This is a genomic window from Mesorhizobium sp. M0761 (genome assembly GCF_040320205.1).
Classification (GTDB): Bacteria; Pseudomonadota; Alphaproteobacteria; order Rhizobiales; family Rhizobiaceae; genus Mesorhizobium.
The window spans coordinates 1-26894 of record NZ_JAMYPF010000031.1; the positions used below are offsets into that span (position 1 = coordinate 1).

The 26894-nt window shown below is 62.8% G+C and carries 26 protein-coding genes; 14 read left to right on the forward strand and 12 right to left on the reverse strand.

Annotated features, from left to right (window positions below; all coding sequences use genetic code 11):
• Positions 1 to 165 precede the first annotated feature (165 nt).
• Positions 166 to 405, reverse strand: a complete 240-nt coding sequence (locus NKI32_RS30070; RefSeq protein WP_023670491.1) for a hypothetical protein — start codon at positions 403 to 405, stop codon at positions 166 to 168.
• A gap of 135 nt (positions 406 to 540) precedes the next feature.
• Between NKI32_RS30070 and gcvA the strand changes: the two genes are divergently transcribed.
• Entirely contained in the window at positions 541 to 1461 is a 921-nt protein-coding gene (gene gcvA / locus NKI32_RS30075) for a transcriptional regulator GcvA (RefSeq protein WP_023683901.1), read from the forward strand.
• A gap of 15 nt (positions 1462 to 1476) precedes the next feature.
• Here gcvA and NKI32_RS30080 read toward each other — a convergent pair whose 3' ends face one another.
• From NKI32_RS30080 to NKI32_RS30095, 4 genes are all read right to left on the reverse strand, one after another.
• Positions 1477 to 1896 carry a DUF1761 domain-containing protein gene (locus tag NKI32_RS30080; RefSeq protein ID WP_023698384.1) on the reverse strand — a complete coding sequence of 140 codons (420 nt, stop codon included), beginning with the start codon at positions 1894 to 1896 and terminating at the stop codon, positions 1477 to 1479.
• Between the two features lie 105 nt (positions 1897 to 2001).
• Positions 2002 to 2700, reverse strand: a complete 699-nt coding sequence (locus NKI32_RS30085) for a class I SAM-dependent methyltransferase (protein WP_352626027.1) — start codon at positions 2698 to 2700, stop codon at positions 2002 to 2004.
• On the reverse strand, positions 2655 to 3080 hold the full coding sequence (locus tag NKI32_RS30090; protein ID WP_023683904.1) for an EVE domain-containing protein: 426 nt from the start codon (positions 3078 to 3080) through the stop codon (positions 2655 to 2657). Before NKI32_RS30090 ends, NKI32_RS30085 begins: the two co-directional genes overlap by 46 nt.
• An 88-nt stretch (positions 3081 to 3168) precedes the next feature.
• Complete coding sequence (locus tag NKI32_RS30095; protein WP_352460307.1) at positions 3169 to 3465, reverse strand: YciI-like protein; 297 nt, start codon at positions 3463 to 3465, stop codon at positions 3169 to 3171.
• Between the two features lie 388 nt (positions 3466 to 3853).
• On the opposite strand from NKI32_RS30095, the gene NKI32_RS30100 reads away from it, so the two are divergent.
• The 4 genes from NKI32_RS30100 to NKI32_RS30115 all read left to right on the forward strand — a co-directional run bounded on the left by NKI32_RS30100 (position 3854) and on the right by NKI32_RS30115 (position 7199).
• Positions 3854 to 5083 (forward strand): glycosyltransferase family 2 protein, encoded by a 1230-nt coding sequence (locus tag NKI32_RS30100; protein ID WP_352512769.1) that lies wholly within the window; start codon positions 3854 to 3856, stop codon positions 5081 to 5083.
• Positions 5084 to 5156: 73 nt separating this feature from the next.
• Complete coding sequence (locus tag NKI32_RS30105) at positions 5157 to 6077, forward strand: glycosyltransferase (protein ID WP_353004973.1); 921 nt, start codon at positions 5157 to 5159, stop codon at positions 6075 to 6077.
• Positions 6078 to 6081: 4 nt separating this feature from the next.
• Positions 6082 to 6573, forward strand: a complete 492-nt coding sequence (locus tag NKI32_RS30110) for a GtrA family protein (protein WP_352512766.1) — start codon at positions 6082 to 6084, stop codon at positions 6571 to 6573.
• Between the two features lie 23 nt (positions 6574 to 6596).
• Positions 6597 to 7199, forward strand: a complete 603-nt coding sequence (locus NKI32_RS30115; RefSeq protein ID WP_353004998.1) for a class I SAM-dependent methyltransferase — start codon at positions 6597 to 6599, stop codon at positions 7197 to 7199.
• A gap of 54 nt (positions 7200 to 7253) precedes the next feature.
• On the opposite strand, the gene NKI32_RS30120 is transcribed toward NKI32_RS30115, so the two are convergent.
• Positions 7254 to 8102: a methyltransferase domain-containing protein gene (locus tag NKI32_RS30120; protein ID WP_352512763.1), complete on the reverse strand. Its 849-nt coding sequence runs from the start codon at positions 8100 to 8102 to the stop codon at positions 7254 to 7256.
• A gap of 238 nt (positions 8103 to 8340) precedes the next feature.
• Between NKI32_RS30120 and NKI32_RS30125 the strand changes: the two genes are divergently transcribed.
• On the forward strand, positions 8341 to 10110 hold the full coding sequence (locus NKI32_RS30125) for a DUF7056 domain-containing protein (RefSeq protein WP_352626026.1): 1770 nt from the start codon (positions 8341 to 8343) through the stop codon (positions 10108 to 10110).
• Here the strand turns inward: NKI32_RS30125 and NKI32_RS30130 are convergent.
• Together NKI32_RS30130 and tsaD are read right to left on the reverse strand one after the other, a co-directional pair.
• Entirely contained in the window at positions 10091 to 11122 is a 1032-nt protein-coding gene (locus NKI32_RS30130; protein ID WP_353004977.1) for an NAD(P)H-dependent glycerol-3-phosphate dehydrogenase, read from the reverse strand. The genes NKI32_RS30125 and NKI32_RS30130 overlap by 20 nt on opposite strands.
• Positions 11119 to 12204: a tRNA (adenosine(37)-N6)-threonylcarbamoyltransferase complex transferase subunit TsaD gene (tsaD, locus tag NKI32_RS30135; RefSeq protein WP_353005000.1), complete on the reverse strand. Its 1086-nt coding sequence runs from the start codon at positions 12202 to 12204 to the stop codon at positions 11119 to 11121. Before tsaD ends, NKI32_RS30130 begins: the two co-directional genes overlap by 4 nt.
• 120 nt (positions 12205 to 12324) lie before the next feature.
• Here tsaD and hemC point away from each other — a divergent pair, with 120 nt between their 5' ends.
• From hemC to NKI32_RS30175, 8 genes are all read left to right on the forward strand, one after another.
• Positions 12325 to 13248 carry a hydroxymethylbilane synthase gene (hemC, locus tag NKI32_RS30140; RefSeq protein ID WP_023736796.1) on the forward strand — a complete coding sequence of 308 codons (924 nt, stop codon included), beginning with the start codon at positions 12325 to 12327 and terminating at the stop codon, positions 13246 to 13248.
• A gap of 1 nt (position 13249) precedes the next feature.
• The gene (locus tag NKI32_RS30145; RefSeq protein WP_353004980.1) at positions 13250 to 13963 is read left to right on the forward strand and encodes a uroporphyrinogen-III synthase; all 714 of its coding nucleotides are present in this window, start codon (positions 13250 to 13252) and stop codon (positions 13961 to 13963) included.
• Between the two features lie 112 nt (positions 13964 to 14075).
• Positions 14076 to 15566, forward strand: coding sequence for a COG4223 family protein (locus tag NKI32_RS30150; protein WP_353004981.1), 1491 nt, complete (start codon positions 14076 to 14078; stop codon positions 15564 to 15566).
• Between the two features lie 10 nt (positions 15567 to 15576).
• Positions 15577 to 17178, forward strand: coding sequence for a heme biosynthesis protein HemY (locus NKI32_RS30155; protein ID WP_353004982.1), 1602 nt, complete (start codon positions 15577 to 15579; stop codon positions 17176 to 17178).
• 75 nt (positions 17179 to 17253) lie between these two features.
• On the forward strand, positions 17254 to 17733 hold the full coding sequence (locus NKI32_RS30160; protein WP_023702389.1) for a tellurite resistance TerB family protein: 480 nt from the start codon (positions 17254 to 17256) through the stop codon (positions 17731 to 17733).
• Between the two features lie 14 nt (positions 17734 to 17747).
• Complete coding sequence (locus NKI32_RS30165; protein ID WP_353004985.1) at positions 17748 to 18464, forward strand: glutamine amidotransferase; 717 nt, start codon at positions 17748 to 17750, stop codon at positions 18462 to 18464.
• Positions 18465 to 18652: 188 nt separating this feature from the next.
• Positions 18653 to 18916, forward strand: a complete 264-nt coding sequence (locus NKI32_RS30170; RefSeq protein ID WP_023670477.1) for a YMGG-like glycine zipper-containing protein — start codon at positions 18653 to 18655, stop codon at positions 18914 to 18916.
• A gap of 57 nt (positions 18917 to 18973) precedes the next feature.
• Positions 18974 to 19609 (forward strand): LolA family protein, encoded by a 636-nt coding sequence (locus tag NKI32_RS30175; protein ID WP_353004986.1) that lies wholly within the window; start codon positions 18974 to 18976, stop codon positions 19607 to 19609.
• A 30-nt stretch (positions 19610 to 19639) separates the two neighbouring features.
• Here the strand turns inward: NKI32_RS30175 and NKI32_RS30180 are convergent, their stop codons facing one another.
• The 4 genes from NKI32_RS30180 to NKI32_RS30195 all read right to left on the reverse strand — a co-directional run bounded on the left by NKI32_RS30180 (position 19640) and on the right by NKI32_RS30195 (position 26807).
• Positions 19640 to 22843, reverse strand: coding sequence for an efflux RND transporter permease subunit (locus NKI32_RS30180; RefSeq protein ID WP_353004988.1), 3204 nt, complete (start codon positions 22841 to 22843; stop codon positions 19640 to 19642).
• A complete protein-coding gene (locus NKI32_RS30185) occupies positions 22840 to 23946 on the reverse strand; it encodes an efflux RND transporter periplasmic adaptor subunit (protein WP_353004989.1) in 1107 nt (368 codons plus the stop codon). Before NKI32_RS30185 ends, NKI32_RS30180 begins: the two co-directional genes overlap by 4 nt.
• Before the next feature lie 360 nt (positions 23947 to 24306).
• The gene (locus tag NKI32_RS30190) at positions 24307 to 25548 is read right to left on the reverse strand and encodes an MFS transporter (RefSeq protein ID WP_353004990.1); all 1242 of its coding nucleotides are present in this window, start codon (positions 25546 to 25548) and stop codon (positions 24307 to 24309) included.
• A gap of 158 nt (positions 25549 to 25706) precedes the next feature.
• Positions 25707 to 26807, reverse strand: a complete 1101-nt coding sequence (locus tag NKI32_RS30195; protein WP_353004992.1) for an aminotransferase class I/II-fold pyridoxal phosphate-dependent enzyme — start codon at positions 26805 to 26807, stop codon at positions 25707 to 25709.
• Positions 26808 to 26894 lie beyond the last annotated feature (87 nt).

Sequence of the window (26894 nt, forward strand, 5' to 3'; positions counted from 1 at the left end):
AGGGAGTAGGGAGTAGGGAGTAGGGAGTAGGGAGTAGGGAGTAGGGAGTAGGGAGTAGGGAGTAGGGAGTAGGGAGTAGGGAGTAGGGAGTAAGGATGGTCTCGGCGTCGTTTCAATCCTTTACTACTCACTACTCACTACTCACTACTCACTACTCACCATTGCCTAACGCCTTCTCGGCTTCTGCCACCCAGTGTCCAGCAATCCAAGCCGGCCGAGTTCCCGGTCCACGGCCCGCGTCACGTCCTTGCGCTGCGCGCCGACGTCCCGCAACTGGCGATCCGACAGATCCTCCACGTCCTGGCGCGGCAGGTTGATGGCGACTTTCGCCTGGCGAAGCCAGTCCGTTACGGCATGCAACCAGTTCGAGCGAGCTGCTGGCGAGTTCAAAACGAAGATGGACATGATGCGCTCCCGTGTTCCGCCGGATATCAAATCCGGCTTGATGGTGTTTCGATGGATGCATCATGCCGCATTGAAATCCATGAGAGAAACGAGTAGTTCTTTTCGGATCGTCAAGTTTTATTTGAGGATACGTTGATGTCCCGTCTGTTGCCCGGAACGCGCGCGCTGAGGACTCTGGAAGCCGCCGCCCGCCACCTCAATTTCACCCGCGCTGCCGACGAGCTCGGGCTGACGCCGGCGGCGGTCAGCCACCAGATCAAGGAAATCGAGGATCAGCTCGGGCTGGTGCTGTTCACGCGAACCAGTCGTACCATCCGGTTGACCGAGGCAGGTACGGTGCTGTTCGAGGCCTCGATCGATGCGCTGGACCTGCTCAACCGGGCGGTGTCGCGGGCGCGCAAGCTGACGCGCGGCACGGCATTGCTGAAGGTGACGCTCGACGCGCAGTTCGCGTCAAAATGGCTGATGCGGCGCGTCGACGATTTTCGCAAACTTCAGCCCAGTATCGAGCTGAGGTTCGACATCGGCTACGAAGTGCGCGATTTCGAACTCGACGACGTCGATGTCGGCATCCGGTTCGGGGTCGGCAAGTATCCGGGGCTTCGCGCCCATCGCCTGTTCGACAACATCCTCATTCCGGTGTGCAGCCCGAGCCTGCTGACCTCCGGCCCGCCGCTGCGCGAACCGCGCGACCTCTTCAACCACACGCTTGCCCATATCGAATGGTCGCGCCAAGGCGTGACATGGCCGAACTGGCGCATGTGGATGGCCGCGGCCGGCATCAACGATTTCGACGACAGCCGGACTATCGTGTTTGGAACCTCTACCGATGCCGTGCAGGCGGCGCTCGACGGCAATGCCGTGGCGCTCGCCGAGTTCGCCATGGTGGCAAACGACCTTTCCCAGGGAAGGCTGGTGCAGCCCTTTGAACTCGGTCTGCGCGTGGGGCCGGAGTTCGGCTACTTCCTGGTCTATCCCGAGAGCACTGCCAACGATCCGCGCATCATCGCTTTCCGTGAATGGATCCTCGACGAAGTCGCCAGGACGCAGACCTGACGACTTCTGCAGGCCTCAGCCGGCGACCGGCGTCCCGAACCAGCCGATCACCGCGCCGATGATCAACAGCACGCCGAGCCAGTGGCCGCCGTCGATGAGGGTCAGGTCCCAGCCGAAATTCTCATAGCGATGGTTGGCCGTCAGCGTCGTGGCGACGAAACCCAGCCAGAGGACGAAGCCGAAGACCAGCCCTGCGACAAGGACCGGCTCGCCGCCGGTCATCGCGCCGACGACCAAGGCTAAGACCAGCGCCATGATCAGCTCGGCGATGAAGGAGATGATGAAGGGCAATATCGATTTCTTTGACGTTGACGGATCGATCCTGGCCGCCCTCATCCAAGGCTTGCTGAGGGCCGTGTACCAGACGGCGCCAAACAGCCACGCCGCGACGGCCGCGACAACCACCGCCAGCCAGTTCACCACTGAAAAATCCATAAAGTCCTCCCCTCAAGCATGCAGCCCAAAGCCTGACGGTTCTGGGATAACGACATGCGTATTCTTCAAATCAATGCGCGATGGAACGCCTGTTCGGCAATGCCGTCAAGCGAAGCGCCACACCGTGGTGCGCTTGACCAGGGCGTCCTCCAGCGCCCGCGTCACCGCCACTTCGTAGACTGCGAGCGGCTCCAGTCCCGCCTTCGGCATGTAGGAGCGGCCCGGATCGCCGACGAGGATGTCAGCGCCGCGCGCCTTCAGTGTCGAAAACCACGGCATCAGCGTGTCGGCGAAGGATTTGTCGTAGAAGACGTCGCCGGCCAGCACCACGTCCCAGCCGGCGTCGGTGCCGATGCAGTCCGTGCCGCAAAAGTCGATGGCAACGCCATTGGCCTCTGCGTTGAGGCGGATCGCCGTTTCGCAGAACGGGTCGATGTCGGCGGCGATCACGTGCGCCGCACCCGCCTTGGCGGCGGCGATGGCGACAAGGCCGGAGCCGGAGGCGAAGTCGAGCACGCGTTTGCCCCGCACATCCGACGGATTGTCCAGCACGTAACGGGCAAGGCCCTGACCGCCGGCCCAGGCAAAGGCCCAGAACGGCGGCGGCAGGCCGATTTCAATCAGCTCGTTCTCCGTGCGCTGCCAGAGGTCATGCGCTTCGTCGGCAAGATTGAGGACAATCTCCGGCACATGCGGCGGCGACATAAGCGCCGTGTTGTCGAGAATGAACTTTTTCGCGCTGTTCGGCGTGAGGGCCGTCACGGAGCCGGCGTCAGGCCGCCCATGCGGCAGACTTCCTTCCATTCGGCCGGCGTCACCGGCTGTACGGAAAGCCGTCCAAGCCGCACCAGAGCCATCTCGGCGAGTTTCGGATTGGCCTTGACCTGTTCCAGCGTCGGCGGGTTCGGCACATCCTTGAAGGCTCGGATGTCGACGCATTCCCAGCGCGGATCGTCGGTGGTGCTGTCGGGATGGGCAAGCCCGCAGACTTCGGCAATGCCGACGACGTTCAGCCCTTCATTGGAGTGATAGAAGAAGCCGAGATCGCCGATCTGCATCGCCTTCATGTTGTTGCGCGCTGCATAGTTGCGCACGCCGTCCCACTGCGTGCCGGCCTTGCCCTTGGCCTTCAGCGCCTCGAAGGAGAAGACCGAAGGTTCGGATTTGAACAGCCAGTAGTTCATGTCTTTGCTCCAACTACTATTTTTTGCGCAATTCCGGACGGAAAACCGTTCCACACTTTTCCTGGGATCGCTCTAGGCGCCGTCGGAACTAACTAGCCGCCGGCTTGTTGAAGGTCCAGTTCCACTGGCGGATTTCGACACTTTCGAACAGCCCGGCCTTGGCATAGGGGTCGGCAGCCGACAGCGCCTGCGCACCGGCGAGATCGGGCGCTTCGACGACGACGAGGCTGCCATTGGGCTTGCCTTCGGCGTCGAGGAACGGGCCGGCAAAGGCCAGTTTGTTGTCGGCGTTCAGGCCTTCGAGAAAGGCGACGTGGACCGGTCGCGTATCGACCCGCACCTGCAGGCTGCCCCGCTTGTCCTTGCAAATCAACGCAAACAGCATTTTTAAAACTCCGTTTTGGGATTGCGACAACAGCTCGCTTGAACTGCCGAAATCGCGGTTTTGCTTTTATGCTGGCTTCGGGTCAATGCCAAATGACGATCTCTCGACGCATTGAATCTCCGCTATGGCTCAAGCCAAGGCGTTGAAATAGTTGACAGTCCTGGGTTGATGAAAATCACAAACGCAACCCGCGTCGCCGAAAGAGTGGACGAAGGCGACAGGCTGCGTCGCGCACCACAACAGCGCACCAGCTTTGCTTGCCGCCGCCTATAAATACACTACCGAGTATTTCGTAAATTCAAAAATAATCAATTTTCGATACGCAACACTCCAGCAAGCCAATTGTGAAATGGGCTGGTCTGCTCAGAACGCCTGAATAGAGGTCGCAATGGAGAGCATCGCGCGCAACACGACGGTTCGGATCGACGACGTCGCGCTTGCTTTCACGGCCGGCATGGGGACCGAGCGTGTTCTCGTCTCTGCAATCATTCCTTGCCTGAACGAGGAACTGACGCTCGGCATTTGCATTCGCAAAGCCTTCAATGCCTTCTCGATGCGCGGCATCAAGGGGGAAGTCGTCGTTGGCGACAATGGATCCGCGGACAAGTCGGTGGAGATTGCGCAAAAGCTGGGAGCGCGGGTCGTTCATCAGCCGGTAAAGGGCTATGGCGCGGCAATCAGTGCCGCGGTCGAAGCGGCCGAAGGCAAATATCTCATCATGGCGGATGCCGATGATTCCTACGATTGGAGCCAGCTCGGCGATTTCGTCGATGCGTTGGAACAGGGTGCGGAACTTGTGATGGGCGACCGGTTCGCCGGCGGGATCCAGCCGGGCGCCATGCCATCGTTGCATCGCTACCTCGGCAATCCTGTCCTTTCCACCATCGCTCGCTGTTTGCACAACTCTCCGGTCCGCGACTTCCATTGCGGCATGCGCGGTTTCACGCGCGAGGCATTTCTAAAAATCGGCGCGCGCTCGCCAGGGATGGAATTCGCTTCGGAAATGATCATCAATGCGCATCGCGCTGGGCTCGCCATTCGTGAAGTGCCGATCAAGCTCTACCCCGACAAGCGCAACCGCGCGCCGCATCTGCGTTCCTTCCGGGACGGTTGGCGACATCTGCGGCTGATCATAGCCCATGCGCCCGATACCATGTATCTCGTGCCTGGGCTGACCTTGTTGATCGCTGGCATTGCCGGCCTTGCCGTTCTCGCGGCTGGGCCTGTTCGCATCGGCGGATGGTACTTTGGAATTCACTTCGTCGCGCTTTCGGCCATGGCGACGTTGATTGGCCTTTCAGCGATCCTGTTCGGTATGCTGGCAAAGGTGGCAATCGCCATCTACCACCCGGTCTACAGCGGTCGAATTGTGCCATGGCTGACGCGCGGCCGGCCTTTGGAATGGCTGGTTTTTTCCGGTGGCGTACTCGCGGCAACCGGCTTCGCGGCCGATGTGTCACTCGCGCTACATTGGATTCTTATTGGCGGCCCCATGGAGCAATCGGTGCACCTGACCTTTGTAGTCACCACCATCTGCGTGGCCGGCATGTCGATGGTGCTGTCCGGCTTCGTGCTCAAATTGCTGCTTGATACGTTGAGTAGCAGACGTGAGCTCTAGCCCTCCAGCAGCCTTGCGAGCGGAAATTCAAGCGGCAAGCCGCGCGGCCGCAAAGCCTTTTCTGTCGGTTGTCATGCCGGTCCATGACGGGGCGGCATGGATTGGAGCGACACTTGACTCGCTTGCTGCAGAGCCGAGCGATGGCCTGGAGATAATCATTATCGACAGCAGCCCGACAAACGCTACTTCCGCCATTGTCGAGCGATTTCTCCACCGGCCGGCCTTCCGGCTGCTGCGGCGAAAGGATCTAGCGCCCTGGCAGTCGAAGACCAATCTGGGCGTTGAGCTGGCCGCCGCCGACTATGTCTGCATACTCCACCAAGACGACCTTTGGTTGCCCGGGCGCATCGAGGCCACGCGACGCTGGCTCGAGGACCTGCCCGAAGCAGCGCTTCACTTGGCCCCGACTGCGATCGTCGACCGCTACGGCCGGGGAATGGGATGCTGGAACTGTCCCTTGCCGAGCGACAAGGTGCTCGAATCCGACTTCTTGCTGGAACGGCTTCTCGTACAGAATTTCGTGTCCGTGCCTGCTCCGATATTTCGTCGGAATGCGTGGCTGGCATGCGGGGGTATGGATGAGAGGCTCTGGTATACGGCTGATTGGGATATATGGGCGAAGCTCGCCGTTTCCGGACCCGTCATTTATCACCAGGAGATAACCACGGCCTTCCGGGTTCATGGCGATTCGCTGACCGTAACCGGATCGCGCGATGCGAACGAATTCCGTTCGCAAATGCAGACTGTCCTGGAGCGCCATTTGGACCGGCTTTCGGCGCGCAGCCGGCGCCGGATCGAATCTGCTGCTCGGGCATCGATCAGCGTTAATGTGTCGCTGGCGGCTGCGTCAGCCGGCGACTTGAAGGCCTTGCTTCGAGCCGCTCGTATCATGCTGTCGCTCGGGCCGACGGGATTGAGGCGCTATTTGCGCGATTCGCGGCTGCGTGAGCGTGTCATGTGCCGGCTTCGCGCGAAACTGACAGGAGCTTTCTGAGGCGATGTCCAGCTCTGTCAGGATCGCCGACATCCCAGTGGACCAGAGTGAAAGACCGCTTCTGGAACGGGGACGGCGGTACATTGTGGTGGGAGCGATATGCGCAATTGCGCACAATGTCATCATGATTACGGTCGATCAGCTGGGCAGGCACTACCTGCTGGGCATCATGATTTCATTCCTGGCGGTGACGCCGACCGGCTACGCTCTGCACAGCTGGTTCACCTTCGGCAAACCGCTGCGCTTCAAGGCATTTGCGCGTTTTGCGGCAGGCGTGGCTGCGGCCTACCCGATCTCGGTAGCCATGATGGTGCTTCTCTGTTCCTGGCTTGGCCTTGGTGTTGCGATCGCGTCTCCGATCGCCACCGTGGCGTTACTCATCTGGAACGTTGTGGTTGCGCATTTGGCTATCTTGTCACGGTTCAGTCTACGGTCCGCCACCGCGCCGACAGCATCTCGCTCAACCACACGACAATTTTCCGGAAACGAGGAATAAGAATGCTACCGCCAGGTCAGATCATGCGCAGGGCTCTTGGCCGCCATTTCAAGCCGGTCGGAGACGTCTACCGTCGCGTTTTCGTCAATCTCAATGCAATCGCGGATTTTCTCGATCGCGAATTGCCGAACGGCGCGAAGGTTTTGGATATCGGCGGCGGCGATGGAGCGCTCGTCGACCGGCTGCTCGATCAGCGCCCCGACCTGAGGATTACGATGTGCGATCTCGCCCCTTCGATCGGTGCGTTTCTAAGCAACGCAAATCGGGCGAAGGTCGAACTTCTGCCCGCGACGGACCTTTCCAGCGTGCAAGGGTCTTACGATGTCGTCACGATTTCCGACGTCATTCATCATGTACCGGTGGATCGGCGCGAGGCGTTCTTCAAATCGCTGGCCAACAGTTGCGAACGCTGGGCCTGCCGGAAGATCATCCTCAAGGACATCGAGCCTGGTGGAATACGCGCCACCTTGTCGCTTCTTGCGGACCGGCACATTACCGGAGACAAGCATGTCGTCTTGTTTTCGCGTTCGGACTTCGCGGCCATGGCAAAGCGGCATTTCCCGACGGCAAAGAGAGTATCGGCATCACCGGACCGGCCGAATTATTGTGAACTGCTCAGCTGGTAGCAGATGGGTGGATCCCGGCGTGTCACGAGGCGGTAAGCGCGGATCAACGACACGCTATTTGGTCGCGATGGTGCTGAGCATGCTGGCGATCCGGTGACTCTCCGGGCGATCGACCAGAAATTTATCGATAAACTTCAACGGGAATGTCAGCGTCAGGATTGCGGCTTTCGCTATCATGTAGCGGGTTCGGTTCTCTCGACCGATAACGACGCCGATATATTCCGAAAGGATGTTGACGATCGCGCTTGTCGGCCCTTGATGCGTCTGGACCTCTACCCTTGCGAACCGCTGGAGAAGCTGCTCGATCCCGTCCTTTGTGAAGTTGCAGTAGTGGGCGGGATAGCCGTGATAGGGGAACAGGAAAGGGTTGATGCAGAGCAGCTTCCCACCCGGCTTCAGGACACGGAACACTTCATCGACGACCGCTACCGGATTGGGAACATGCTCGATCACGCTGTCCAGAATGACGACGTCGACGGAATCGCTCGCAAGCGGCGTGTGCTCGATATTCGCGACCAGATCGACGTTCGGGGTGGGGAACAGGTCAATGTTGAGAACATCGGGGCGGACGCGCCGTGCGCCGGAGCCGAACTCAACGATCATCGAGTCCTGAGGTATCGAGGCAAGAAACGAATTTAGCGTGTCGTGCGGTGAATATTCGCTGGTGATGACCTGCTTGAGCGAATTGTAGAGACGGGCGCGCGTACTGGTACCGGCATACGCCTCTTCATGGAAGCTCGCGTCGAAGCCCTCCCTCACCGGCGACTCGACAAAGAACGGAATCCCTTTGTGCACGGGATAGGGGGCAGGGCAAGATTCGCAGGTCAGGGCAACCGGGCTTGTGCCAAGCCTGGAATAGCAGACTGGGCAGACGAGGCCCGATGCCATCTTGGGTTGTAGCACGCGATGTCCTTTCAAGCCTCCGCATTGTCGCAGAGGCAGGTTGCCGTGTCTGAACGTAACGCTTCTTAGCAAGCAAAAGGCTAACAGCGGCTAAAGTCCGCTACGTATAGACAGGCTGGAGCGGAGCGCTGCAAGAATCCGAAGCGCGACGGCTTCAGTTCCGCACAGTCTCGGAAAATTAACCGCGGTGGAACCATGCTTCGCCAAGCGGAGCTGCCGGCCTCGAAGTTGTTGTCTGATGATGAAGGGCGTTGCGCCCAGCGAGGCAGCACGCCTGGCGTTGGTCTGCCTGGGCACGATCGAGGGGGTTGTCTTGAATACGCAGGAGCCGGGACCAAACAAGCTGTTCGCTCTCGGGCAGCGCCCAACAACAACTTTTCTGCATATCCTGATCGCACTCAAGATCATCTTGCTGTTCGTTCTGGCTTGGAACATCCGCTTCGTCATGGATGAATTCGTCCAACTCGGATGGGCGAAATATTTCTCCAACGGCCTGTTCGATACGATCTGGCATCCCAAGGCGGTCGGCTATGCGGCTTTTTATGAGATTGCTCATCTGATCGGCTGGAATGCCACGTCGGTTCTGCTTGCTGGCCGCATGCAGACTGCGTTGCTGGCCTGCGGGACGATCTCTTTGATCTACGCATGCGCTCGCGCTCTGGGCGAGGATCGCGTGCGCGCTTTGACGATCGTCCTCGTTCTCCTGTGCTTTTCGAATTTCATGGAGCGCATCTTTCGTACCATCGCCGAACCGCCGGCAGTGTTCTTCGCCGTGGCGGCGTTGCTGGTTGTCCTGCGCGCACCTGGGTTGAGGGCAAGGCAGCTTGTTGCCGCCGGCATGCTAAGTGGCCTTGCCTTCGTCATCACTCAGAAATCGGTCTACTTCAACGTTGCGCTCGGCATCGGCCTTGTTGCTGACGCAGCCTTGATGAGACGCTACGCAACAGGGGCGGTTCGCGGAGGGTGGCTCGTGCTTGGATGGGCCGTTCCGATAATGGTCTATTGCTTGATCTTCGGTGGAGGCGCCCCTGTTCTCGCGGCCAAAAACCTTATACTTGGCCCGGTCGAGATTGCGACGCGTGGAGGCGGTGACTACGGGGGACTGAGGCAGTTCGTGTTACAGACACTGGCGCGGAACGCCCTTCTTTACGGGATCTGTTTCTCCGGTATGGCCCTGTCACTGATGCGGATCATGAAACTCGATGGTCGAAGGCGAATTGCGCTGATCTTTTCACTCGTCATCACGGTGCTGGTATTCACGCACGACCAGCCCTGGCCTTATGTCTTCATCATGGCGTTGCCCTTCGTTGCGCTCTGGTCGTTGGAGCTTCTCGACAGCACCGCAACCCACGCGCGCTACCGGGTTCCTGTCCTCGCGGTGCTGATCACAGCCATCGCCATGAGCTACGCGAGCAATGTCGTTTACCTACGCCTCAACAATCAGACCCAGCTTGAACTGGTCTCGCGCGCGGAATCTTTGCTCGCACCGGATGAGAAGTATTTCGACGGCATCGCCATGCTGCCCAATCGACAGGAGCCCTCCACACTCTGGCTCGACCAGCATTATGTCTTGAAAACATTGCAGGAAGGCAGGCAATCGGAAGCCTACAAAGTTCTCTCGGATTCCCCGCCCAAGATGGTCCTCTGGTCATATCGCATGGATTTGATCGATACCGTGATCGCGCCTCTCATCCGCGACAGCTACGTCCAGATCGCTCCCAACATCAGAATGGCTGGTCGTCGCCTCTATTCCGGTCGTCCGGTCGTTTTCAAGGTGCCTGTCGCCGGACGATACAGCCTGTACACGACCAGCGGGGAGCTTGCAGACGGCGAGGTCGAGATAAACGGCACCTCGCATTCTTCGCCCCTATCCTTGGAGGCAGGTACCAGCGACGTTGTCCTGCGCAACGGTCCAGCCGAGGCACTGCTGCTGCCGGAAGGTCACTATGAAAACCGCATCGTGCCTGGCGGGGACAATGCCGAGCTGTTCACGGGAGTTTACAATTAATACCGCTTTCGGTCTTCAGCGGCCGGGTCATCAATGCCGTGACAGCCTGCCGAATGGTGATCGTGCCGTCCAGTACCGCCGACACCGCTGCGATGATCGGCGCGTCGATGTCGCGCTCGGTGGCGATGCGAGCGGCGATCCCCGCCGTCGGCACGCCTTCGGCGAGCGGCAGTCCGGACAAGGGCTTACCTTGCCCCACCGCCAGCCCATAGGCGAAATTGCGCGACTGGGCGGAAGAGCAGGTGAGCAAAAGGTCGCCGAGGCCGGAAAGCCCCATCAGCGTCTCCGGCTTGGCGCCGAAGGACGCGCCGATGCGGCGCAGTTCGACGAAGCCGCGTGTCACCATGGCGGCCTGCGCACTGGCGCCGAGCCCAGCGCCGGTGACGGCGCCAGCGGCAATGGCGAACACATTCTTCAAAGCACCGCCGATCTCGACGCCGATCAAATCGTCGCTGGAATAGCAGCGCAGATTCTGCGCCGAAAAGCGCGCGGCAAGCTCGGCCGCCAAGGCGTCGTCGCGGGCAGCAACCACGACAGCGGTCGGCAGACCCCTGGCCACATCGGCGGCAAAGCTCGGACCGGACAAGGCCGAAACCGGAGTTTCGGGCAGGATCTCACCAACGATCGCCGACAGCAGCGCGCCGGTGTCGCGCTCGATGCCCTTGGCGCAGAGAACCAGCGAGATGCCTTTCGGCATATGGGGCTTTGCCGTCGTCAGCATGGCGCGCAGCGCCTGGGCCGGCGCCACGGCCAGCGCGCAATCGGCATCAGTCAGGGCCATGCCGATATCGCTCGTCGCCGCAATGCCTGTTTCAATGGCGATGCCGGGGAGATAACGCGGGTTCTCGCCGCGGCGGATCGCGGAAACCGTCTCTTCGTCGCGGGCGTAGAGCCGGACATCGTGACCGGCGCGCAGCATCGCCAGCGCCAGCGCTGTGCCCCAGGCGCCGCCGCCGAGCACGGCGACGCGCCAGCCGGTTCTGTCCCTGCCGCTTGTGTTGCCGGCGCTCATGCTTTTGCTCCGCGCCGGCCGGAGCCGACCATCGGGGCCGAAATGCTGTCCAGCGGCCAGCGCGAACGCGGCACGAAATCGAAGCCGTTTTCTTGCGACAGGCCTGCCCGCAACCGCTCGATGCCGGCCCAGGCGATCATCGCCGCGTTGTCGGTGCACAGTTTGAGCGGCGGCGCGACAAAGGCGAAGCCGGCCTCGGCGCACTGCTTCTGCAGCGTCGCCTTGATCGCTCTGTTGGCGGCGACGCCACCGGCAACGACCAGCGTCGGCTCGGCCTTGTCCGGAAATTCGCCGCGGAAGCGGGCCAGCGCGCGGGCCACGCGGTCGCCAAGTGCGTCGGCTACCGCCGCCTGGAACGAGGCGCAGATGTCGGCGACATCCTGCTCGCTTAGCGGCTGGATGGCGGTCGCCGCCTGGCGCACGGCGGTCTTGAGGCCGGAGAAGGAGAAATCGGGCTGCGCCGAGCCCCTCATCGGCCGCGGAAAGGCAAAGCGCGTCGCATCGCCCGACATTGCCGCCTTTTCGACGTTCGGGCCGCCGGGATAGGGCAGGCCGAGCATTTTGGCCGTCTTGTCGAAAGCTTCGCCGAGCGCGTCGTCGATGGTCGTCGCCCAGCGCTGGTAGTCGCCAACGCCGCGCACGGCGACGATCTGGGTGTGGCCGCCGGAAACCAGCAGCAGCAGATAGGGGAAGTCGAGCCCGTCGGTCAGCCTTGCGGTCAGTGCGTGGCCTTCGAGATGGTTGATGGCGATCAGCGGCTTGCCGGCGGCCGCTGCAATCGCCTTGGCCGTCATCAGGCCGACGATCAGCCCGCCGACCAGGCCGGGGCCGGCAGTGGCGGCAATGGCGTCGATGTCGGCCAGGGCTACGCCCGAATCCGCAAGAGCGGCCTCGACAATGCCGTCCAGCGCCTCGACATGGGCGCGCGCGGCGATCTCCGGCACGACGCCGCCGAAGGCGGCGTGCTCCTCGATCTGGCTGAGCACGATGTTGGACGCAATCACCGGCACGGAATCGCCGTCCAGCGTCACCACGCTGGCGGCGGTCTCGTCGCAACTCGTCTCAATGCCCAGAACGCGGATCAATTCGTCGCTGTCTCCAGAGATTGTGTCGCCGGACTTTCCTAGTTAGTAGAGGCGGGCCTCGCTAGGGAGAGCGCCGGAAACGCAAAGCCAGCCGGGGGTTATCACGGACCGCGCGCCATGCAAACTTTGAAAATAGGAACACGCGGCAGCCCGCTGGCGCTCGCCCAGGCGCATGAAACGCAGGCGCGGCTGATGGAAGCGCACGGCATGCCGGCGGAAGCCTTCGAGGTCGTCGTCATTTCGACCAGCGGCGACCGCATCCAGGACCGGCCGCTGTCGGAAGCCGGCGGCAAGGGCCTGTTCACCAAGGAGATCGAAGAGGCGCTGCTGGCCGGCACGATCGATATCGCCGTGCATTCCTCCAAGGATATGCCGACAGTGCTGCCGGACGGGCTGGAGCTGTCCGCCTTCCTGCCGCGCGAGGATGCGCGGGACGCCTTCATCGGAAAGGCGGTGAAGCGCATTGTTGATTTGCCGCAAGGCGCCAAGGTCGGGTCGTCCTCGCTCAGGCGCCAGGCGCTGATCCGGCGCATGCGGCCGGACCTAGACGTGGTCATGTTCCGCGGCAATGTGCAGACCAGGCTGCGCAAGCTGGAGGAAGGCGTCGCCGAAGGCACGATCCTCGCTTATGCCGGGCTGAAGCGGCTCGGGCTCGGCCATGTCGTCACCGATCTGATGCCGCTCGATGCTTTTCCGCCGGCGCCGGGACAAGGCGCAATCGGCATCGAAACCCGCATCGGCGACAGCGAGGTCGAAAAGATGCTGGTGGCCATCCATGATGTGCCGACAGGCCAGGCGCTGGCCTGTGAGCGCGCCTTCCTGGCGGCGCTCGACGGCTCTTGCCGCACGCCGATCGCCGGCTATGCGACGATCTCGGGCGGCAGGCTGGTTTTCGCTGGGCTGATCATTTCGCCCGATGGCACGCAATCGCATGAGGTCAAGGCCGAAGGCCTGGCGCTGGATGCCGCTGACATCGGCACGGACGCGGCCAGGATGGTGCGGGTCAAAGCGGGCGAAACCTTCTTCGACGGCTGGGTCTGATATGCGTGTCCTGGTGACGCGGCCGCAACCCGGGGCGTCGCGAACCATGCGGCGGCTGCAGGAATTGGGATTTGAGCCGCTCCTTCTGCCGCTGACCGAAACGGTGACACTGCCGGTTGGCGCCGATGCTGCGAGCGACAATGCCGTGGCCGTCGCTGTGACCAGCGCCAATGCCGTGCGGCATGCGCCGAAAGAACTCATTCGTGCGCTCGCCGCCTTGCCTTGCCATGCCGTCGGACGCAGGACGGCTGAAGCGGCACGTTCGGCAGGGTTCTTGTCGGTCAGCGAAGGGGCGGGCGACGCCGAGCGGCTGGCCGAGGCGATTGCTGCCGGCCTTTCCGGCAAGGCGGTCGTCTATCTCACAGGGCGCGTGCGGTTTCCGGCCTTCGAGGCGCGGCTGCGAAAGGTCGGCGTCGAGGTCCGCACCGTCGAAACCTACGACACGATTTCGCTCGATTATTCCGATGATCAAATCCGTGCACGCCTGTCCGATCAGGCGGTCGACGCGGTGCTGCTCTATTCAGCCAAGGCGGCGGCAGCGTTGCAGGCCTTGACCAACCGGGCGGGGCTGCGCGATCTCTTTGAAAACATGCAGGCTTTTGCGCTCTCCGAGCGCGTGGCAGCGGCATTTGACAATGCCGCTGCCAAAAAAATACGCATGGCGCGGGAACCGCAGGAGGAGGCGCTGCTTGAGCTGTTGCATCGCGGCGACTGAGCCCCGTGTCATCACGCCGCCCCTTTTCACCTGATGATGATGTGCTAGACCATTTTTCAAACCATCACGCGCCGTCGGGCGCCCAGACGAAGCAGGATTGCGGAGCCCAGGCATGGTCAAGACGCCGAAGATGCGACATTCGAAAAGCCGCCGCGAGCCGGTGACCATCGAACTCGAACCCGGCGCTGTCTCGCGCATTGCCGATGCGGATGCCGCCAAGACGGATGTCGCCAACTCGGATGACGTCGAAGCCCCGGCAGAATCGGTTGCGGCCGAGGATGCGGCTGCCATGGCCAATGCGCAGCCGGAGACGCCTGACGAGCCCGTTCATGCCGATCAAGCCGACCTCGAGCCGTGGGAGCACTCCGACGCCGCGGCGCACGCCGCTCCCGAAAGCGCCGATGCCAAGGCGTCCACCCAGGCGGAGCAGCCTTATCCCACCGCTTTGGATGCGCCACCGCGCGCCAGAACCTCCGACTACAATTTCGAGGATGCCTCGCCCAAGCCGGGTGCACCCAAGGAAACCCCAAGAACAGCCGGGAACCAGCCCATGGCCGCGCAACCGAAGCGCACGAACGGCATTGCCGCCGGCATCATCGGCGGTGTCATCGCGCTGGCTGCCGCCGGGGGGCTGCAGTTTGCCGGCGTGCTTGGCGCTCCGGGCTCAGGGGCGGGCACGGTCTCGCTCGACGGCGTCAATGGCGAGATCGCTTCGCTGAAGCGCGAAATCGCCGACCTCAGGGAAGCCAGCGGCAATGGCGCCGCAACGGCCAAGGTCGACGGGCTGTCTTCGGCGCTGGATCAGGTCAAGGCCGATGTCGCATCGCTGAAATCGGCGGTCGAAAAGGGCGGCGCCGGCGACAATGCCGGGCTTGCAGCGCTTGGCGACAAGGTCAAGCAGATAGAGACGGCGGTCGCCGCCCTTGGCCAGGCCGGTGGTGCAGCGCCCGTCGATCTCGCGCCGCTCAATGAAAGACTGGCGGGCCTCGACGCACTGGTGAAATCGGCCGGCGAGGCAGCCAAGGCGCAGGAAGGCAAGATCGCCGCGCTGGAGCAGTCGGTGACGCAGCTCGCCGGCAAGGTCGATGCGCAGGCCTCGCAGCCAAAGATCGCGATGGCCATCGCCGCTTCGGCCTTGAAGGCGGCGCTTGACCGCGGCGCGCCGTTCGCCGCCGAGTTGGAGACCTTCGCGGCGATCTCGCCCGATGCACCGCAGATTGCAGCGCTGCGCCCCTACGCTGAAAAGGGCGTCCCGACCCGCACCGAGATCGCCGGCGAGGGCGATGCCGCGGCCAATGCGATGGTCGCGGCGGCGACGCCGGTCGATGAAAATGCCGGCTTCTTCCAGAACCTTTTGTCGAGCGCCGAATCGCTGGTCAAGGTCCGGCCGATCGGCGCCGTCGAAGGCGCCGGCGCGCCGGAAACCGTGGCGCGCATCGAAGTGGCGGTCAACCAGGGCGACTACGCCAAGGCGCTCAGCGAATACGCAACGCTGCCGGATGCGGTCAAGGCTGCTGGCGCCGACTTTGCCGGCAAACTGAAGGCGCGCATCGACGTCGAGACGCAGGTCGACGCGCTGATCGCGGGTGCGATGAAGGCATGAGGACGACACGATGATCCGCATTCTCATCTTTCTCGCCGCCGTCTTCGCGCTCGGCCTCGGCTTTGCCTGGCTGGCCGATCGTCCCGGCGAGATGGTCGTCACCTTCAACGGTTACCAATACCAGGTCAGCCTGATGGTGGCGGCGGTGGCGATCGTTGCCGTCGTCGCAGCGGTGATGATCGTCTGGTGGCTGATCAAGTCGCTGTGGAACAGCCCGTACACGATCTCGCGCTATTTCCGCGTCCGCCGCCGCGACCGTGGCTATCAGGCGCTGTCGACCGGCATGATCGCAGCCGGCGCCGGCGATGGCGCGCTGGCCCGCAAGAAGTCCAAGGAAGCCGCCAAACTGATCCGCTCCGACCAGGAGCCGCTGATCCAGCTGCTCGAAGCGCAAGCCTCGCTGCTCGAAGGCGACCATGAGGGCGCGCGCGAAAAATTCGAGGCGATGCTCGACGATCCCGAAATGCGGCTGCTTGGCCTGCGCGGGCTCTATCTCGAAGCCGAGCGGCTCGGCGACCGCAACGCGGCGCGTCACTATGCCGGGCGCGCCGCTTCCGTCGCGCCGCAACTGGCTTGGGCCGCCGAATCGACGCTGGAGGATCTGACCGGGCGCGGCGACTGGGACGGCGCGCTGAAGCTGGTGGAGGCGCAGAAGTCGACCAGGCAGATCGAACGCGACGCCGCCAATCGCCGCCGCGCTGTGCTGTTGACCGCCAAGGCGCAGGCGCTGACCGATAGCGACCCCAATGCAGCCAAGACAGCGGCACTCGAGGCCAACAAGCTCGCGCCCGATTTCGCACCGGCCGCGGTTGCAGCCGCCAATCTTCTGTTCAAACAGAACGATGTGCGCAAAGGCTCGAAGATCCTTGAGGCAGCCTGGAAGGCGGAGCCGCATCCCGAGATCGCCGAGCTCTACACCCATGCAAGGCCGGGAGATGCCGTGGTCGATCGTCTCAACCGGGCGAAGAAGCTGCAGGAGCTGAAGCGCAACAATGCCGAATCGTCGATGACGGTGGGGCGCGCCGCGCTCGATGCGCAGGATTTTTCCACCGCCCGCCGCGAGGCGGAAGCCGCGATCCGCATGGATCGCCGGGAAGGCGCTTACCTGCTGCTGGCCGACATCGAGGAGGCAGAGACCGGCGACCAGGGCAAGATCAGGCAATTGCTGTCCAAGGCGGTCAGGGCGCCGCGCGATCCGGCCTGGGTCGCCGACGGCGTCGTCTCCGAACGCTGGGCGCCGGTATCGCCGGTCAGCGGCAAGCTCGACGCTTTCGCCTGGCGCGCGCCGATGGAGCGGCTGGGCCAGCTCATTGACAGCCATGAAGACGAAGCCGATGTGCCGGTGCTTGCGGCACCTGCCAAACCGGTAAAGGAAGCCGAAGTGATCGATCATCCCGCCATCGCCAGGACGATCAGCGAGGCGCCGATCGAGCCGAAGTCCGCTGTGGGCGACGACCAGGTCACACCGGTCACTTCCGCCGCTTTCGCCGCAATACCGCCCGATGCCGAACCCGTCGAACCTGCCGAGGAACTGGCCCGGCTGCCCGACGACCCTGGCGTCGACCCCGACGACGAAGCCGACAAGTCACCGCGCCGCTTCCGCCTGTTTTGATCCCTGAAGCATGATCTCAAAAAGTGGATAGCGGTTTTGGAAAAGATCATGCTCCAATAAAGTGAAGTGAGCACCATGTTCGAACGCGTCCTGGCCTTTCTGAAAGACCTGCCCTCCGGGGCTGGGGCTCGCGCCAATGCGGACGATCCGCGCGTTGCGGCGTCGGCTTTGCTCTATCATGTGATGAATGCCGACGGCGTGCGCCAGGATGTCGAGTGGGAGCGGTTCAAGCAGGTGCTGGCGCAGAGCTATTCGATCAGCGGCGACGAGCTCGATGCACTGGCTGCCGCCGGCGAGCGCGCCGACAATGAGGCGATCGACCTCTATGCCTTCACCAGCGTCTTGAAGCGCCATCTCGACGCCGAGGCGCGCAAGGCTTTCATCGGCCTGATGTGGGAAATCGTCTATGCCGACGGCGAACTGCATGAACTGGAGGACAACACCGTCTGGCGCGTTGCCGAACTGATCGGCGTCGAGCGCCAGGATCGCGTCGAGGCGCGCCGCAAGGCGGCGGCCGCCGCGCCCGGCGCCAGCGGAACGTCGAGCGACGAATAGGATTCCGCCTTTCCATGCCGCCCAGACCGAGCTCGAAACCAAAAATCCTGATCGTGCTGCATCAGGAGACTTCGAGCCCCGGCCGGGTTGGCCACATGCTGCTCGAGGAAGGTTTCGACCTCGACATCCGCCGGCCGCCTCTCGGCGACAGCCTGCCGGAGACGCTGGAGGGACACGCCGGCGCCGTGGTGTTCGGCGGGCCGATGAGCGCCAATGACGAAGATGAGTTCGTCCGCCGCGAGACCAACTGGCTCAATGTTCCGCTAAAGGAGAACCGGCCCGTCCTCGGCATCTGCCTTGGCGCGCAGATGCTGGCCAATCATCTCGGCGGCAAGGTCGAGGGGCATGGCGAGGGGCTGGTCGAGATCGGCTGGTATCCGCTGAAGCCGACCGAGGCCGGCAAGAAACTGCTGCCCTGGCCCGACATGGTCTACCAGTTTCACCGCGAAGGCTTTTCGCTGCCCAGGGATGCGACGCTGCTGGCGACGGCGGAAACCTACCCCAACCAGGCTTTTCGCTATGGCGACAATGCCTGGGGCATCCAGTTCCATGGCGAACTGACCCGGTTGATGATGCAGCGCTGGGTGGTGCGCGGCGCACACCGTTTCGAATTGCCCGGCGCGCAGCCCGGCCGCGACCATCTCGGCGGCCGGCTGATCTGGGATATGCACCTCAAGCGCTGGCTGAGCGAATTTTTGAGCCTGATCTTCGGCAAGCCTACTGAGGGATAGAGCGAAATCCAACTACTCTGAACGGCCGAGCTTGCCCAAAGACGACTTACCTCTGGGAGGCGTGTAGGATGGATCCGGGACCTTAGCCCGTTCCCGCAGATTTGGATTGCGCCCCAAACACTCCGATGGATCGAAAAACTCCGTGGCGCATTTAAGCTTCGGCTAATAACGGCCCCAGGAGAGAATCAATGAAGAAGACGCTGCTCATTTTGAGCCTACTCATTCCGCTGGCGGCATGCTCCCGCACCGAACAAGGCGCTGCCGTCGGTGGTTTGGGTGGCGCAGCTGTAGGCGCAGCAGTGGCCGGCGACCCGGTAAAAGGGGCGGTTGTTGGCGGTGCGGTCGGAGCGCTGGCCGGGGCGGTCATCGGGCACGCCAGCGAAGCCGGCCAGTGCAGATATCGCGGTCGGAACGGTCGAGTTTACGTTGCTCAGTGCCCAGACGGCTACTGATCTCAAAGGCGCGTGATCTCTTTCGATCACGCGCCTGCTCGGGGTAGGATAACTTGAATGGCATATGACAGCAAAAGACTGCGGGCTTTCTGGTTCGCCGTTGTCAGCGCTGTCGCGATAAACGCCGACCTTTCGACCGCGGCCTTGGCCGCACCTGTAGAAGCGAAGACGATTGCCGATCACTTCTCATCGGTAAAGTCCATGTCCGGGGACTTTGTCCAGTCGGGCCCAAGAGCGGAAAGGACCAAAGGGAAATTTTTCCTCCAGCGGCCGGGCAAGATCCGGTTCAACTATGCAGGCCAATCAGGGGTCAGCGTAATCGCAGATGGAAAATCCTTGGTGGTCTATAACAAGAAGCTCAAGACATCGCGGCTTTATGCTCTCTCGAAGACGCCGCTCAAGCTGCTCCTCGACAATCAGGTCAACTTTTCCGGCAATCGCCTCAAAAGTATCAAGGACGATGGCGCCCAGGTGATCATCAGGCTGGCCGACAAGTCGGCCTTCGGCAATTCGAATATCGCTATGGTGTTTGACAGGGAATCGCTCGATCTACGCAGATGGACCCTGACTGACGAGAGGGGCCTTACCTCGACAGTCACCATATCCAACGTGAAGCAGGGCGTTCGCGCTCCTGCGGGCACCTTCACTATCGACTATGCTGCAAACCGTGAATTCAACACCAAAACGAAATAGTCGGCAGCGCCACGAACTGCCCGTGTAACACTACTCGGCGGCCGTCTCGGACGGCACCTCTGCCGGTGCCGAAGGCTCGGCCTCGGCATGCGGCTTGCGCCGTGAGAACATCGACCTGAGCGTCACGTAGAACACCGGCGTCAGGAACAGGCCGACGAAAGTGACGCCCAGCATGCCGGAGAACACCGCGGTGCCGAGCGACTGGCGCATTTCCGCGCCCGGGCCCGTTGCAATCATCAGCGGCACGACGCCGAGGATGAACGAGAAGGCGGTCATCAGGATCGGCCGCAGCCTGAGCCGGCAGGCTTCGACGGCAGCCTCGGCCGCCGACAGGCCGCGTTCCTGCGCCTGCCGCGCGAATTCGACGATCAGGATCGCGTTCTTGGCGGCAAGTCCGATCAGCACGATGAGGCCGATCTGCACGAGGATGTTGTTGTCCAGCCCTCGGAACGACACGCCGAGCAACGCCGCGAGCACGCCGAGCGGCACCACCAGCACGATGGCGAACGGCAGCACCCAGCTTTCATATTGCGCCGCCAGCGCCAGGAACACGAACAGCACCGACAGTCCGAAGATATAGACAGCGGCATTGCCGGTGTTACGCTCCTGATAGGCGAGTTCGGTCCATTCGTAGGAGGTACCGGCCGGCAACGTCTGTGCCGTGATCGCTTCCATCTTGGCAAGCGCATCGCCGGTGGAAACGCCGGGGGCGGCGTTGCCCTGCAGCGGCACCGAGACGTACATGTTGTAGCGCTGGACCAGCGCCGGGCCGGTGACGTCGCGGATCTCGATCAACGTGCCCAGCGGAACCAGCGCGCCGGTCGCCGAGCGCACCTTCAGTTTCAAGATGTCGGCGCGATCGAGGCGGAACGCCTGGTCGGCCTGCGCGCGCACTTGGTAGACGCGCCCGAAAGCGTTGAAGTCGTTGACGTAGGCGGTGCCCAGATTGATCGACAGCGTCTCGAAGATGTTGGGAATCGGCACGTTCAGAATGCGCGCCTTGTCGCGGTCGATCGCCAGGAAGAATTGCGGGCTGGACGCGGAGAAGGTGGTGAACACGCCGGTCAGCCCCGCCGTCTTGTTGGTCTTGCCGGCAATTTCATAGGCAAGCGCAAGAATCTGCCGCATGTCGGCGCTGTTGCGCTCCTGGATCTGCAGCTTGAAGCCGCCGGCATTGCCGACGCCGCGGATCGGCGGCGGCGGCAGTGCGATAATGAAGGCTTCCTTGATGCTTTGCAGGCTGCCGAACAGATTGCCGATGACCTGGGTCGCCGACTGGCCGGCTTCCAGTCGCTCGTCAAACGGCTTGAACCTGGCGAAGATCACGCCCGCGTTGCTGGCATTGGTAAAGGTGGCGCCGGAGAAGCCGGCGAAGGCGACCGCGTAGTCGACGCCTGGCGTTTTCTGGATGATCTGCGACGCCTGCTGGATGACCGCATCGGTCCGCGATAGCGAGGCGCCGTCCGGCAACTGGACGACGACGATCGCATAGCCCTGGTCGAGCGACGGAATGAAACCGCGCGGCACCGTCTGAACCATATAGACCGTGGCGTAGATGAGGGCCGCGAAAACGGCCAGCGTGGCGGCGATCGCTATCCGCGAGCCGACCAACACGCGCACGATGCTCGAATACCAATGGGCGACCTTGTCGAAGCCGCGATTGAAGCCGTCGGCGAGCGCCCGTCCGAACCGCGCCAGGAAAAAGCGCGGCGGCGCCGCAGCAGTGTGGTGCGGCTTGAACAGCAGCGCGGCCAAGGCCGGCGAGAGCGTCAGCGAATTGAATGCCGAGATCGCCGTCGACACCGCGATGGTGATCGCAAACTGCAGGTAGAACTGCCCGGAAATGCCGGGAATGAAGGCTGTCGGCACGAACACCGCTATCAGCACCAGCGAGATCGCGATGACCGCCGTTCCGACTTCGTCCATGGTCAGATGCGACGCCGGATTGGGCGCCAGCCCGCTGGCGATATTGCGCTCGACGTTCTCGACCACGACGATCGCATCGTCGACGACGATGCCGATGGCCAGCACGAGGCCGAACAGCGTCAGCATGTTGAGGGAGAAGCCGGCGGCGTAAAGCACCGCCAGCGTGCCGATCAGCGACACGGGGATCGCCACGATCGGCACGATCGCCATGCGCCACGATTGCAGGAAGACGATGATGACGATGATGACCAGAACCATCGCCTCGAGGATCGTCTTGTAGACCTCCTGGATCGACTCGGCGACGAACTCGGTCGGATTGTAGACGATGTCGTAGCTCAATCCCTTCGGGAAGTCCTGGGAAAGCTCCTTCATCTTGTCCTGGATCTCCGCGGCTGCGGCGAGCGCATTGGTGCCTGGCCGCTGGAAGATGGCGAGCGCCACCGCCGGTTTGCCGTTGAGATAGGAGTTGGTGACGTAATCCTTGGCGCCGAGCTCGATGCGCGCCACGTCATGCAGCTGGATCAGGCGGCCGTCTTCGGCCGATTTGACGATCACGTATCGGAAGTCGCGTGCGTCGTTGAAGCGGCCTTGCGTGGTGACCGTGTACTGGAACGCCGTGCCGGTATTGGTCGGCGGCGCGCCGATGGAGCCGCCCGACACCTGGACGTTCTGGTCGCGCAGCGCCTGCACCACATCGCCCGAGGTCATCCCCAGGGCGGACAGTTTTTCCGGATCGAGCCAGATGCGCAGCGAATATTCGCGTTCGCCAAAGATGATGAGGTCGCCGACGCCGTCCAACCTGAGCAGTATGTCGCGCACCCGCGAGCGGGCGTAGTTCGAGACGTAGAGCTGGTCGTAGGTATTGTCGGGGGACAGCATGTGCACGACCATCATCAGGTCGGGCGAGCTCTTGATGGTGGTGATGCCGAGGCGGCGGACTTCTTCGGGCAGGCGCGGCTCGGCGACCGAGACGCGGTTCTGCACCAGCACCTGCGCCTGGTCGAGATCGGTGCCCAGCTTGAAGGTGATGGTCAGCGCCATCGCTCCGTCGCCGGACGAATAGGACGACATGTAAAGCATGCCCTCGACGCCGTTGATCTCCTGCTCGATCGGCGTTGCCACCGTCGCTGCGACCGTCTCGGCGTCGGCGCCCGGGTACTGGGCGCGAACGACGATGGTCGGCGGCGCGATCTCGGGATATTGCGCGATCGGCAGCTGGGTATAAGCAATCCCGCCGAGGATCAGGAGGACTATCGAAACCACCGATGCGAAGATCGGACGGTCGACGAAGAAATGGGCGAACCTCATTGCTGCAACCCGGCGGTCTCGACCTTGGGCGGCAACGTCACCATCTCGACCTTCACCTTGGTGCCGGGCCTGGCGTGCATCAGCCCGTTGACGATGATCGTCTCGTCGCCGGTCAGGCCCGCGCGGATCACCCGGTAGCCGTCGAGAAGCGGGCCGGTGCGCACGGGCTTCGCCGACACCATCCCAGCCTCATCCACCAGGTACACGATGCGGCGATCCTGATCGGCGCCGACCGCCTCGTCGGGCACCAGAACGCCGCTATGCGGCAGCGACCCCGGCACGTTGATGCGCCCGAACATGCCTGGCTGTAGAACGCCGTCGGCGTTGGCAAACCTTGCACGCACCCGCATGGTGCCGGTCGCGTTGTCGATCCGGTTCTCGGCAAAATCGAGCTTGCCCTTGAATACCGCCTCCGCGCGGTCGGCGACGCGAACCACCACCTCGAGCCCGCCGGCGCCTTCCTGCATGCTGCCGCCGCGCTCCTTCGCGTCGCGGGCGTAGCTGAAATACAGGCGCTCATCGACGTCGAAATAGAAGTCGATCGGATCGCGCGTGACGATGGTCGTCAGCAAGGTGGAATCCGGCTGCACGAGGTTGCCGACCGACACCAGCCGGCGGTCGATGCGGCCGGACAAGGGCGCCTTGATCTCGGTGAACTCCAGGTTCAGGTTGGCCGTCGTCAGCGTCGCCGTCGCGCCCTGCATCTGCGCCTGCGCCGAAAGGTATTCCCGCCGGCGGTCGTCGACCGTAGCGGCCGAGATATTGCCGGTCTTGGCGAGTTCATCGGCGCGATCCAGCTGCATCTTGGAGAATTCGAGCAGGGACTTGGCGACGTCTACTTGCGACTTGGCGGCATCGTAGGCCGCCTGGTACGGACGTTGGTCGATGGTGAAGAGCAGGTCGCCCTTGTTGACCAGTGCGCCGTCCTGGAAGCTGATCTTGTCCAGATAGCCGCTGACGCGCGAACGGATGGCAACCTCGTCGACGGCTTCGAAGCGCCCGACGAACTCGTCGTCTTCGACGATTTCACGCACCACCGGCTTGGCCGCCGTCACCACCGGCAGCTGCTGGTCCTGCGCAAACGCGTTGCTGCTGAAAGCCATGCCGAGCAGGAATGCCACTGGGACGGCGGCGCGGGCCGGCCAGCCGGCCGATCGGCTGGGTCGCCCGCTTGCGTCGCGATGCGATTGCCGATTCCCTAAAGTCTCCATTTGCGTCCCCGCTCGCTGGACCCGGAGGTCGGGTGGTTCTCTTCTATATTTAAGGTTTCTCGTCGAGACCAGAGCACTGCAGTATTGTGCATGGCAACATGATCATTTTCCATACGGACTGAAATGTCCACCCTGTGGCTGCCCCGCCGTCTGGCTAGTTCGCCCAGAACCGCCCATCCGCTTCCGGCCCATCTCAGCCGTCATCGGCGCAAGCTGATTTGGACCGAGCGCCGGATCCCGCGGCTTACCCGATCAGTTGCGGCTGTTGAGATGCCGCACCGTTCGCAGTTGCGGAAACAGCACCGCCCACAGTCCGGCGACGGCAATCGCACCGACGCCGCCGATCACCACCGCCGGCACGGTGCCGATCAGCGCCGCCATGGTGCCGGCGCGGAACTCGCCGACTTCGTTGGAGGCGCCGACGAAGACCTGGTTGACGGCGTTGACGCGGCCGCGCACCTCGTCGGGTGTCCACAGCTGGATCAGCGTCTCCCTGATATAGACGCTGAACATGTCGGTGGCGCCGAGGCCGGCAAGGGCCAGGATCGACAGCCAGGTGATGGTCGAGACGCCGAACAGCACGGTGAAGGCGCCGAACCCGGCGACGAAGCCGAGCATGATCTTGCCGGCATTGTCGCGCAGCGGATGCCCGGCAAGCCAGACCGCGACACAGATGGCGCCGATGCCGGGCGCCGAGCGCAGCAGGCCGAGTCCCCAGGGGCCGAGTTCCAGAATATCGCGGGCATAGACCGGCAGCAGCGCCGAGGCACCGGACAGAAGCACGGCGAAGAGGTCGAGCGAGATGGCGCCGAGGACGATCTTCTCGCTCCAGATATAGCGGAAGCCGGCAAACAGCGTCTCTATCGTCGGCTTGTCGGTGGCGCTCTGCTGCGCCGGTTTCGGAATGGTGAAGATCAGCAGACCGGCCATCAGCATCAGCACGGAGGCAACGGCGTAAGCGGCTTCGGCCGAGACGCCATAGAGCAGGCCGCCGGCGACCGGGCCGACAATGGTCGCCGTTTGCCAGGCGGACGAGTTCCAGGCGATCGCATTGCCGAAATCTTCCGGCGGCACAAGATTGGCGAACAGCGACGACGAGGCCGGTCCGTAAAAAGCGCGCGCCAGGCCGAACATCGCCAGCACGATGAAGATCGGCAGCGGGCTGACGAGACCGCGCAGCGTGAAGTACAACAGGACAAGCGCACAACCTGCCTCGACTACCGTCGCCAGCGCCATGATCAGGCGGCGGCCGAAACGGTCGGCGACAACGCCGGTGACCAGCACCAGCAGCAGCGACGGCAGGAACTGGACGATGCCGACAATGCCGAGATCGAAGGGATCGCGCGTCAGATCATAGATCTGCCAGCCGACGGCGACGGACACGATCATGGTGGCGAAGGTGGTCAGGAAACGCGCCGCCCAATAGCTCAGGAAGGAGCGATGGCGGAAGGCGGCGTAACGCCGGTCAGGCGGTGTATGGGAATGGGATGTCATGGATACAGGCCCCGTTGCTTGCATTGGCCGGCGGGGCACTTCCCGGAAATGGGCGCTGTTCCGGCCAATGAAACTTATCAAAGTTCGGGGCGCGTATGCGTGAAAATCGGGCCTGGATCAAGTGGTTTTCCAGCCGCTCGCCCGATTGCACGCGGACGTTACTGCCTCAGCGCGGCGGTGATGGCGTCGAGGCCGCCCTGCAATTCCGCCTCTTTCGGCCAGCCGAAACCGACGCGGAAGAAGCGCTTGGGCATATCGAACCAGTGGCCGGGACCGACATAGGTGCCGTGGTTTTCCAAGAGATTGACGTAGAAACGGTCGAGGTCGAAGTCTGGACTGACATTGAGCCTTGGAAATCCGACGGCGCCGCCTTGTGGCCGCACCCAGTCGACCAGCGGCTCGCGGTCGATCCAGTCTTGCACGATGTCGCGGCGTTTCGCCATCTCGGGCAGCAGCGCGCCCAAGAAAGCGTCGCGGCGCCCCAGCATGCCGCGCGCAATGCCTTCGTCGATGACGCTGCCGCAAATGCCGATCTGCTCCTTGGCGGCGAGGAAGCGCTCCTGCAGTTCGGCATCGCTGGTGATCAGCCAGCCAATGCGGATGCCGGGAATGCCGAAGGCTTTCGACAGCGACGAGACGCTGATCGCTTTGGGGCTGAGAGAAGCCGCCGCCGGCAGGCGCTGTCCATAGGAGAGGTCGCGATAGGTCTCGTCGACCAGCAGATGGCAGCCGCTCGCTTCGGCCAGCGCAATCAGCGCGTCGAGATCGGCCCGGCCCATCATCGTGCCGGTCGGGTTGTGCGGGCAGGTGACGCTGATCAGCTTGGTGTTCGGTTGCATGCTGGCGGCGACGCGGCCGAAATCGATGGCAAAGCCTGCGTCGAAATCGAGATCGACATAGGAGATGGCGCAGCCGATCGCCTTGGGGGTCTCGATGTTGGTGGCGTAGTTCGGCCGGACGACGACAAGGTGGTCGCGCTCCGACAGAAGCGAGGTCGAAATGATGAAGAGCGCGCCCGCCGCACCGGCGGTCACCAGAACATCGTCAGCGGAGATGCCTTTGTCTTGCGCTGCGATCAGCGCCCGCAACTCCTTGTCGCCGCGATGCTCGCCGTAGAACAGCGTGAGATCCGGCAGCGACAGGCCGACGTCGGAGAGTTTCTGATCGGCGATCGAGCTTTCGGAGAGATTGAAGCGGATGCGGTCGTAGCCGTATTCCTCCGGCGCCTCTTTCTCGATCACCATTCTGGCGTAGTTCATGGCTGCTCCCCCAAAGTCCTGACACTCAGAGGTACAAGCCATAAAAGCACGAAGCCTGCCAAGGCTCATTCGCCGGCAGGCTTCTGT

Coding starts and splice junctions, on each gene's coding strand:
- NKI32_RS30125 (WP_352626026.1), top strand. CDS start 8,341: ATGATGAAGGGCGTTGCGCCCAGCGAGGCAGCACGCCTGGCGTTGGTC.
- gcvA (WP_023683901.1), top strand. CDS start 541: ATGTCCCGTCTGTTGCCCGGAACGCGCGCGCTGAGGACTCTGGAAGCC.
- NKI32_RS30150 (WP_353004981.1), top strand. CDS start 14,076: ATGGTCAAGACGCCGAAGATGCGACATTCGAAAAGCCGCCGCGAGCCG.
- NKI32_RS30080 (WP_023698384.1), bottom strand. CDS start 1,896: ATGGATTTTTCAGTGGTGAACTGGCTGGCGGTGGTTGTCGCGGCCGTC.
- NKI32_RS30195 (WP_353004992.1), bottom strand. CDS start 26,807: ATGAACTACGCCAGAATGGTGATCGAGAAAGAGGCGCCGGAGGAATAC.
- NKI32_RS30085 (WP_352626027.1), bottom strand. CDS start 2,700: ATGGAAGGAAGTCTGCCGCATGGGCGGCCTGACGCCGGCTCCGTGACG.
- NKI32_RS30190 (WP_353004990.1), bottom strand. CDS start 25,548: ATGACATCCCATTCCCATACACCGCCTGACCGGCGTTACGCCGCCTTC.
- NKI32_RS30110 (WP_352512766.1), top strand. CDS start 6,082: ATGTCCAGCTCTGTCAGGATCGCCGACATCCCAGTGGACCAGAGTGAA.
- NKI32_RS30175 (WP_353004986.1), top strand. CDS start 18,974: ATGGCATATGACAGCAAAAGACTGCGGGCTTTCTGGTTCGCCGTTGTC.
- NKI32_RS30130 (WP_353004977.1), bottom strand. CDS start 11,122: ATGAGCGCCGGCAACACAAGCGGCAGGGACAGAACCGGCTGGCGCGTC.
- NKI32_RS30105 (WP_353004973.1), top strand. CDS start 5,157: ATGCCGGTCCATGACGGGGCGGCATGGATTGGAGCGACACTTGACTCG.
- NKI32_RS30145 (WP_353004980.1), top strand. CDS start 13,250: ATGCGTGTCCTGGTGACGCGGCCGCAACCCGGGGCGTCGCGAACCATG.
- NKI32_RS30170 (WP_023670477.1), top strand. CDS start 18,653: ATGAAGAAGACGCTGCTCATTTTGAGCCTACTCATTCCGCTGGCGGCA.
- NKI32_RS30070 (WP_023670491.1), bottom strand. CDS start 405: ATGTCCATCTTCGTTTTGAACTCGCCAGCAGCTCGCTCGAACTGGTTG.
- NKI32_RS30165 (WP_353004985.1), top strand. CDS start 17,748: ATGCCGCCCAGACCGAGCTCGAAACCAAAAATCCTGATCGTGCTGCAT.
- NKI32_RS30160 (WP_023702389.1), top strand. CDS start 17,254: ATGTTCGAACGCGTCCTGGCCTTTCTGAAAGACCTGCCCTCCGGGGCT.
- NKI32_RS30180 (WP_353004988.1), bottom strand. CDS start 22,843: ATGAGGTTCGCCCATTTCTTCGTCGACCGTCCGATCTTCGCATCGGTG.
- NKI32_RS30095 (WP_352460307.1), bottom strand. CDS start 3,465: ATGCTGTTTGCGTTGATTTGCAAGGACAAGCGGGGCAGCCTGCAGGTG.
- NKI32_RS30155 (WP_353004982.1), top strand. CDS start 15,577: ATGATCCGCATTCTCATCTTTCTCGCCGCCGTCTTCGCGCTCGGCCTC.
- NKI32_RS30185 (WP_353004989.1), bottom strand. CDS start 23,946: ATGGCTTTCAGCAGCAACGCGTTTGCGCAGGACCAGCAGCTGCCGGTG.
- hemC (WP_023736796.1), top strand. CDS start 12,325: ATGCAAACTTTGAAAATAGGAACACGCGGCAGCCCGCTGGCGCTCGCC.
- NKI32_RS30100 (WP_352512769.1), top strand. CDS start 3,854: ATGGAGAGCATCGCGCGCAACACGACGGTTCGGATCGACGACGTCGCG.
- NKI32_RS30090 (WP_023683904.1), bottom strand. CDS start 3,080: ATGAACTACTGGCTGTTCAAATCCGAACCTTCGGTCTTCTCCTTCGAG.
- NKI32_RS30115 (WP_353004998.1), top strand. CDS start 6,597: ATGCGCAGGGCTCTTGGCCGCCATTTCAAGCCGGTCGGAGACGTCTAC.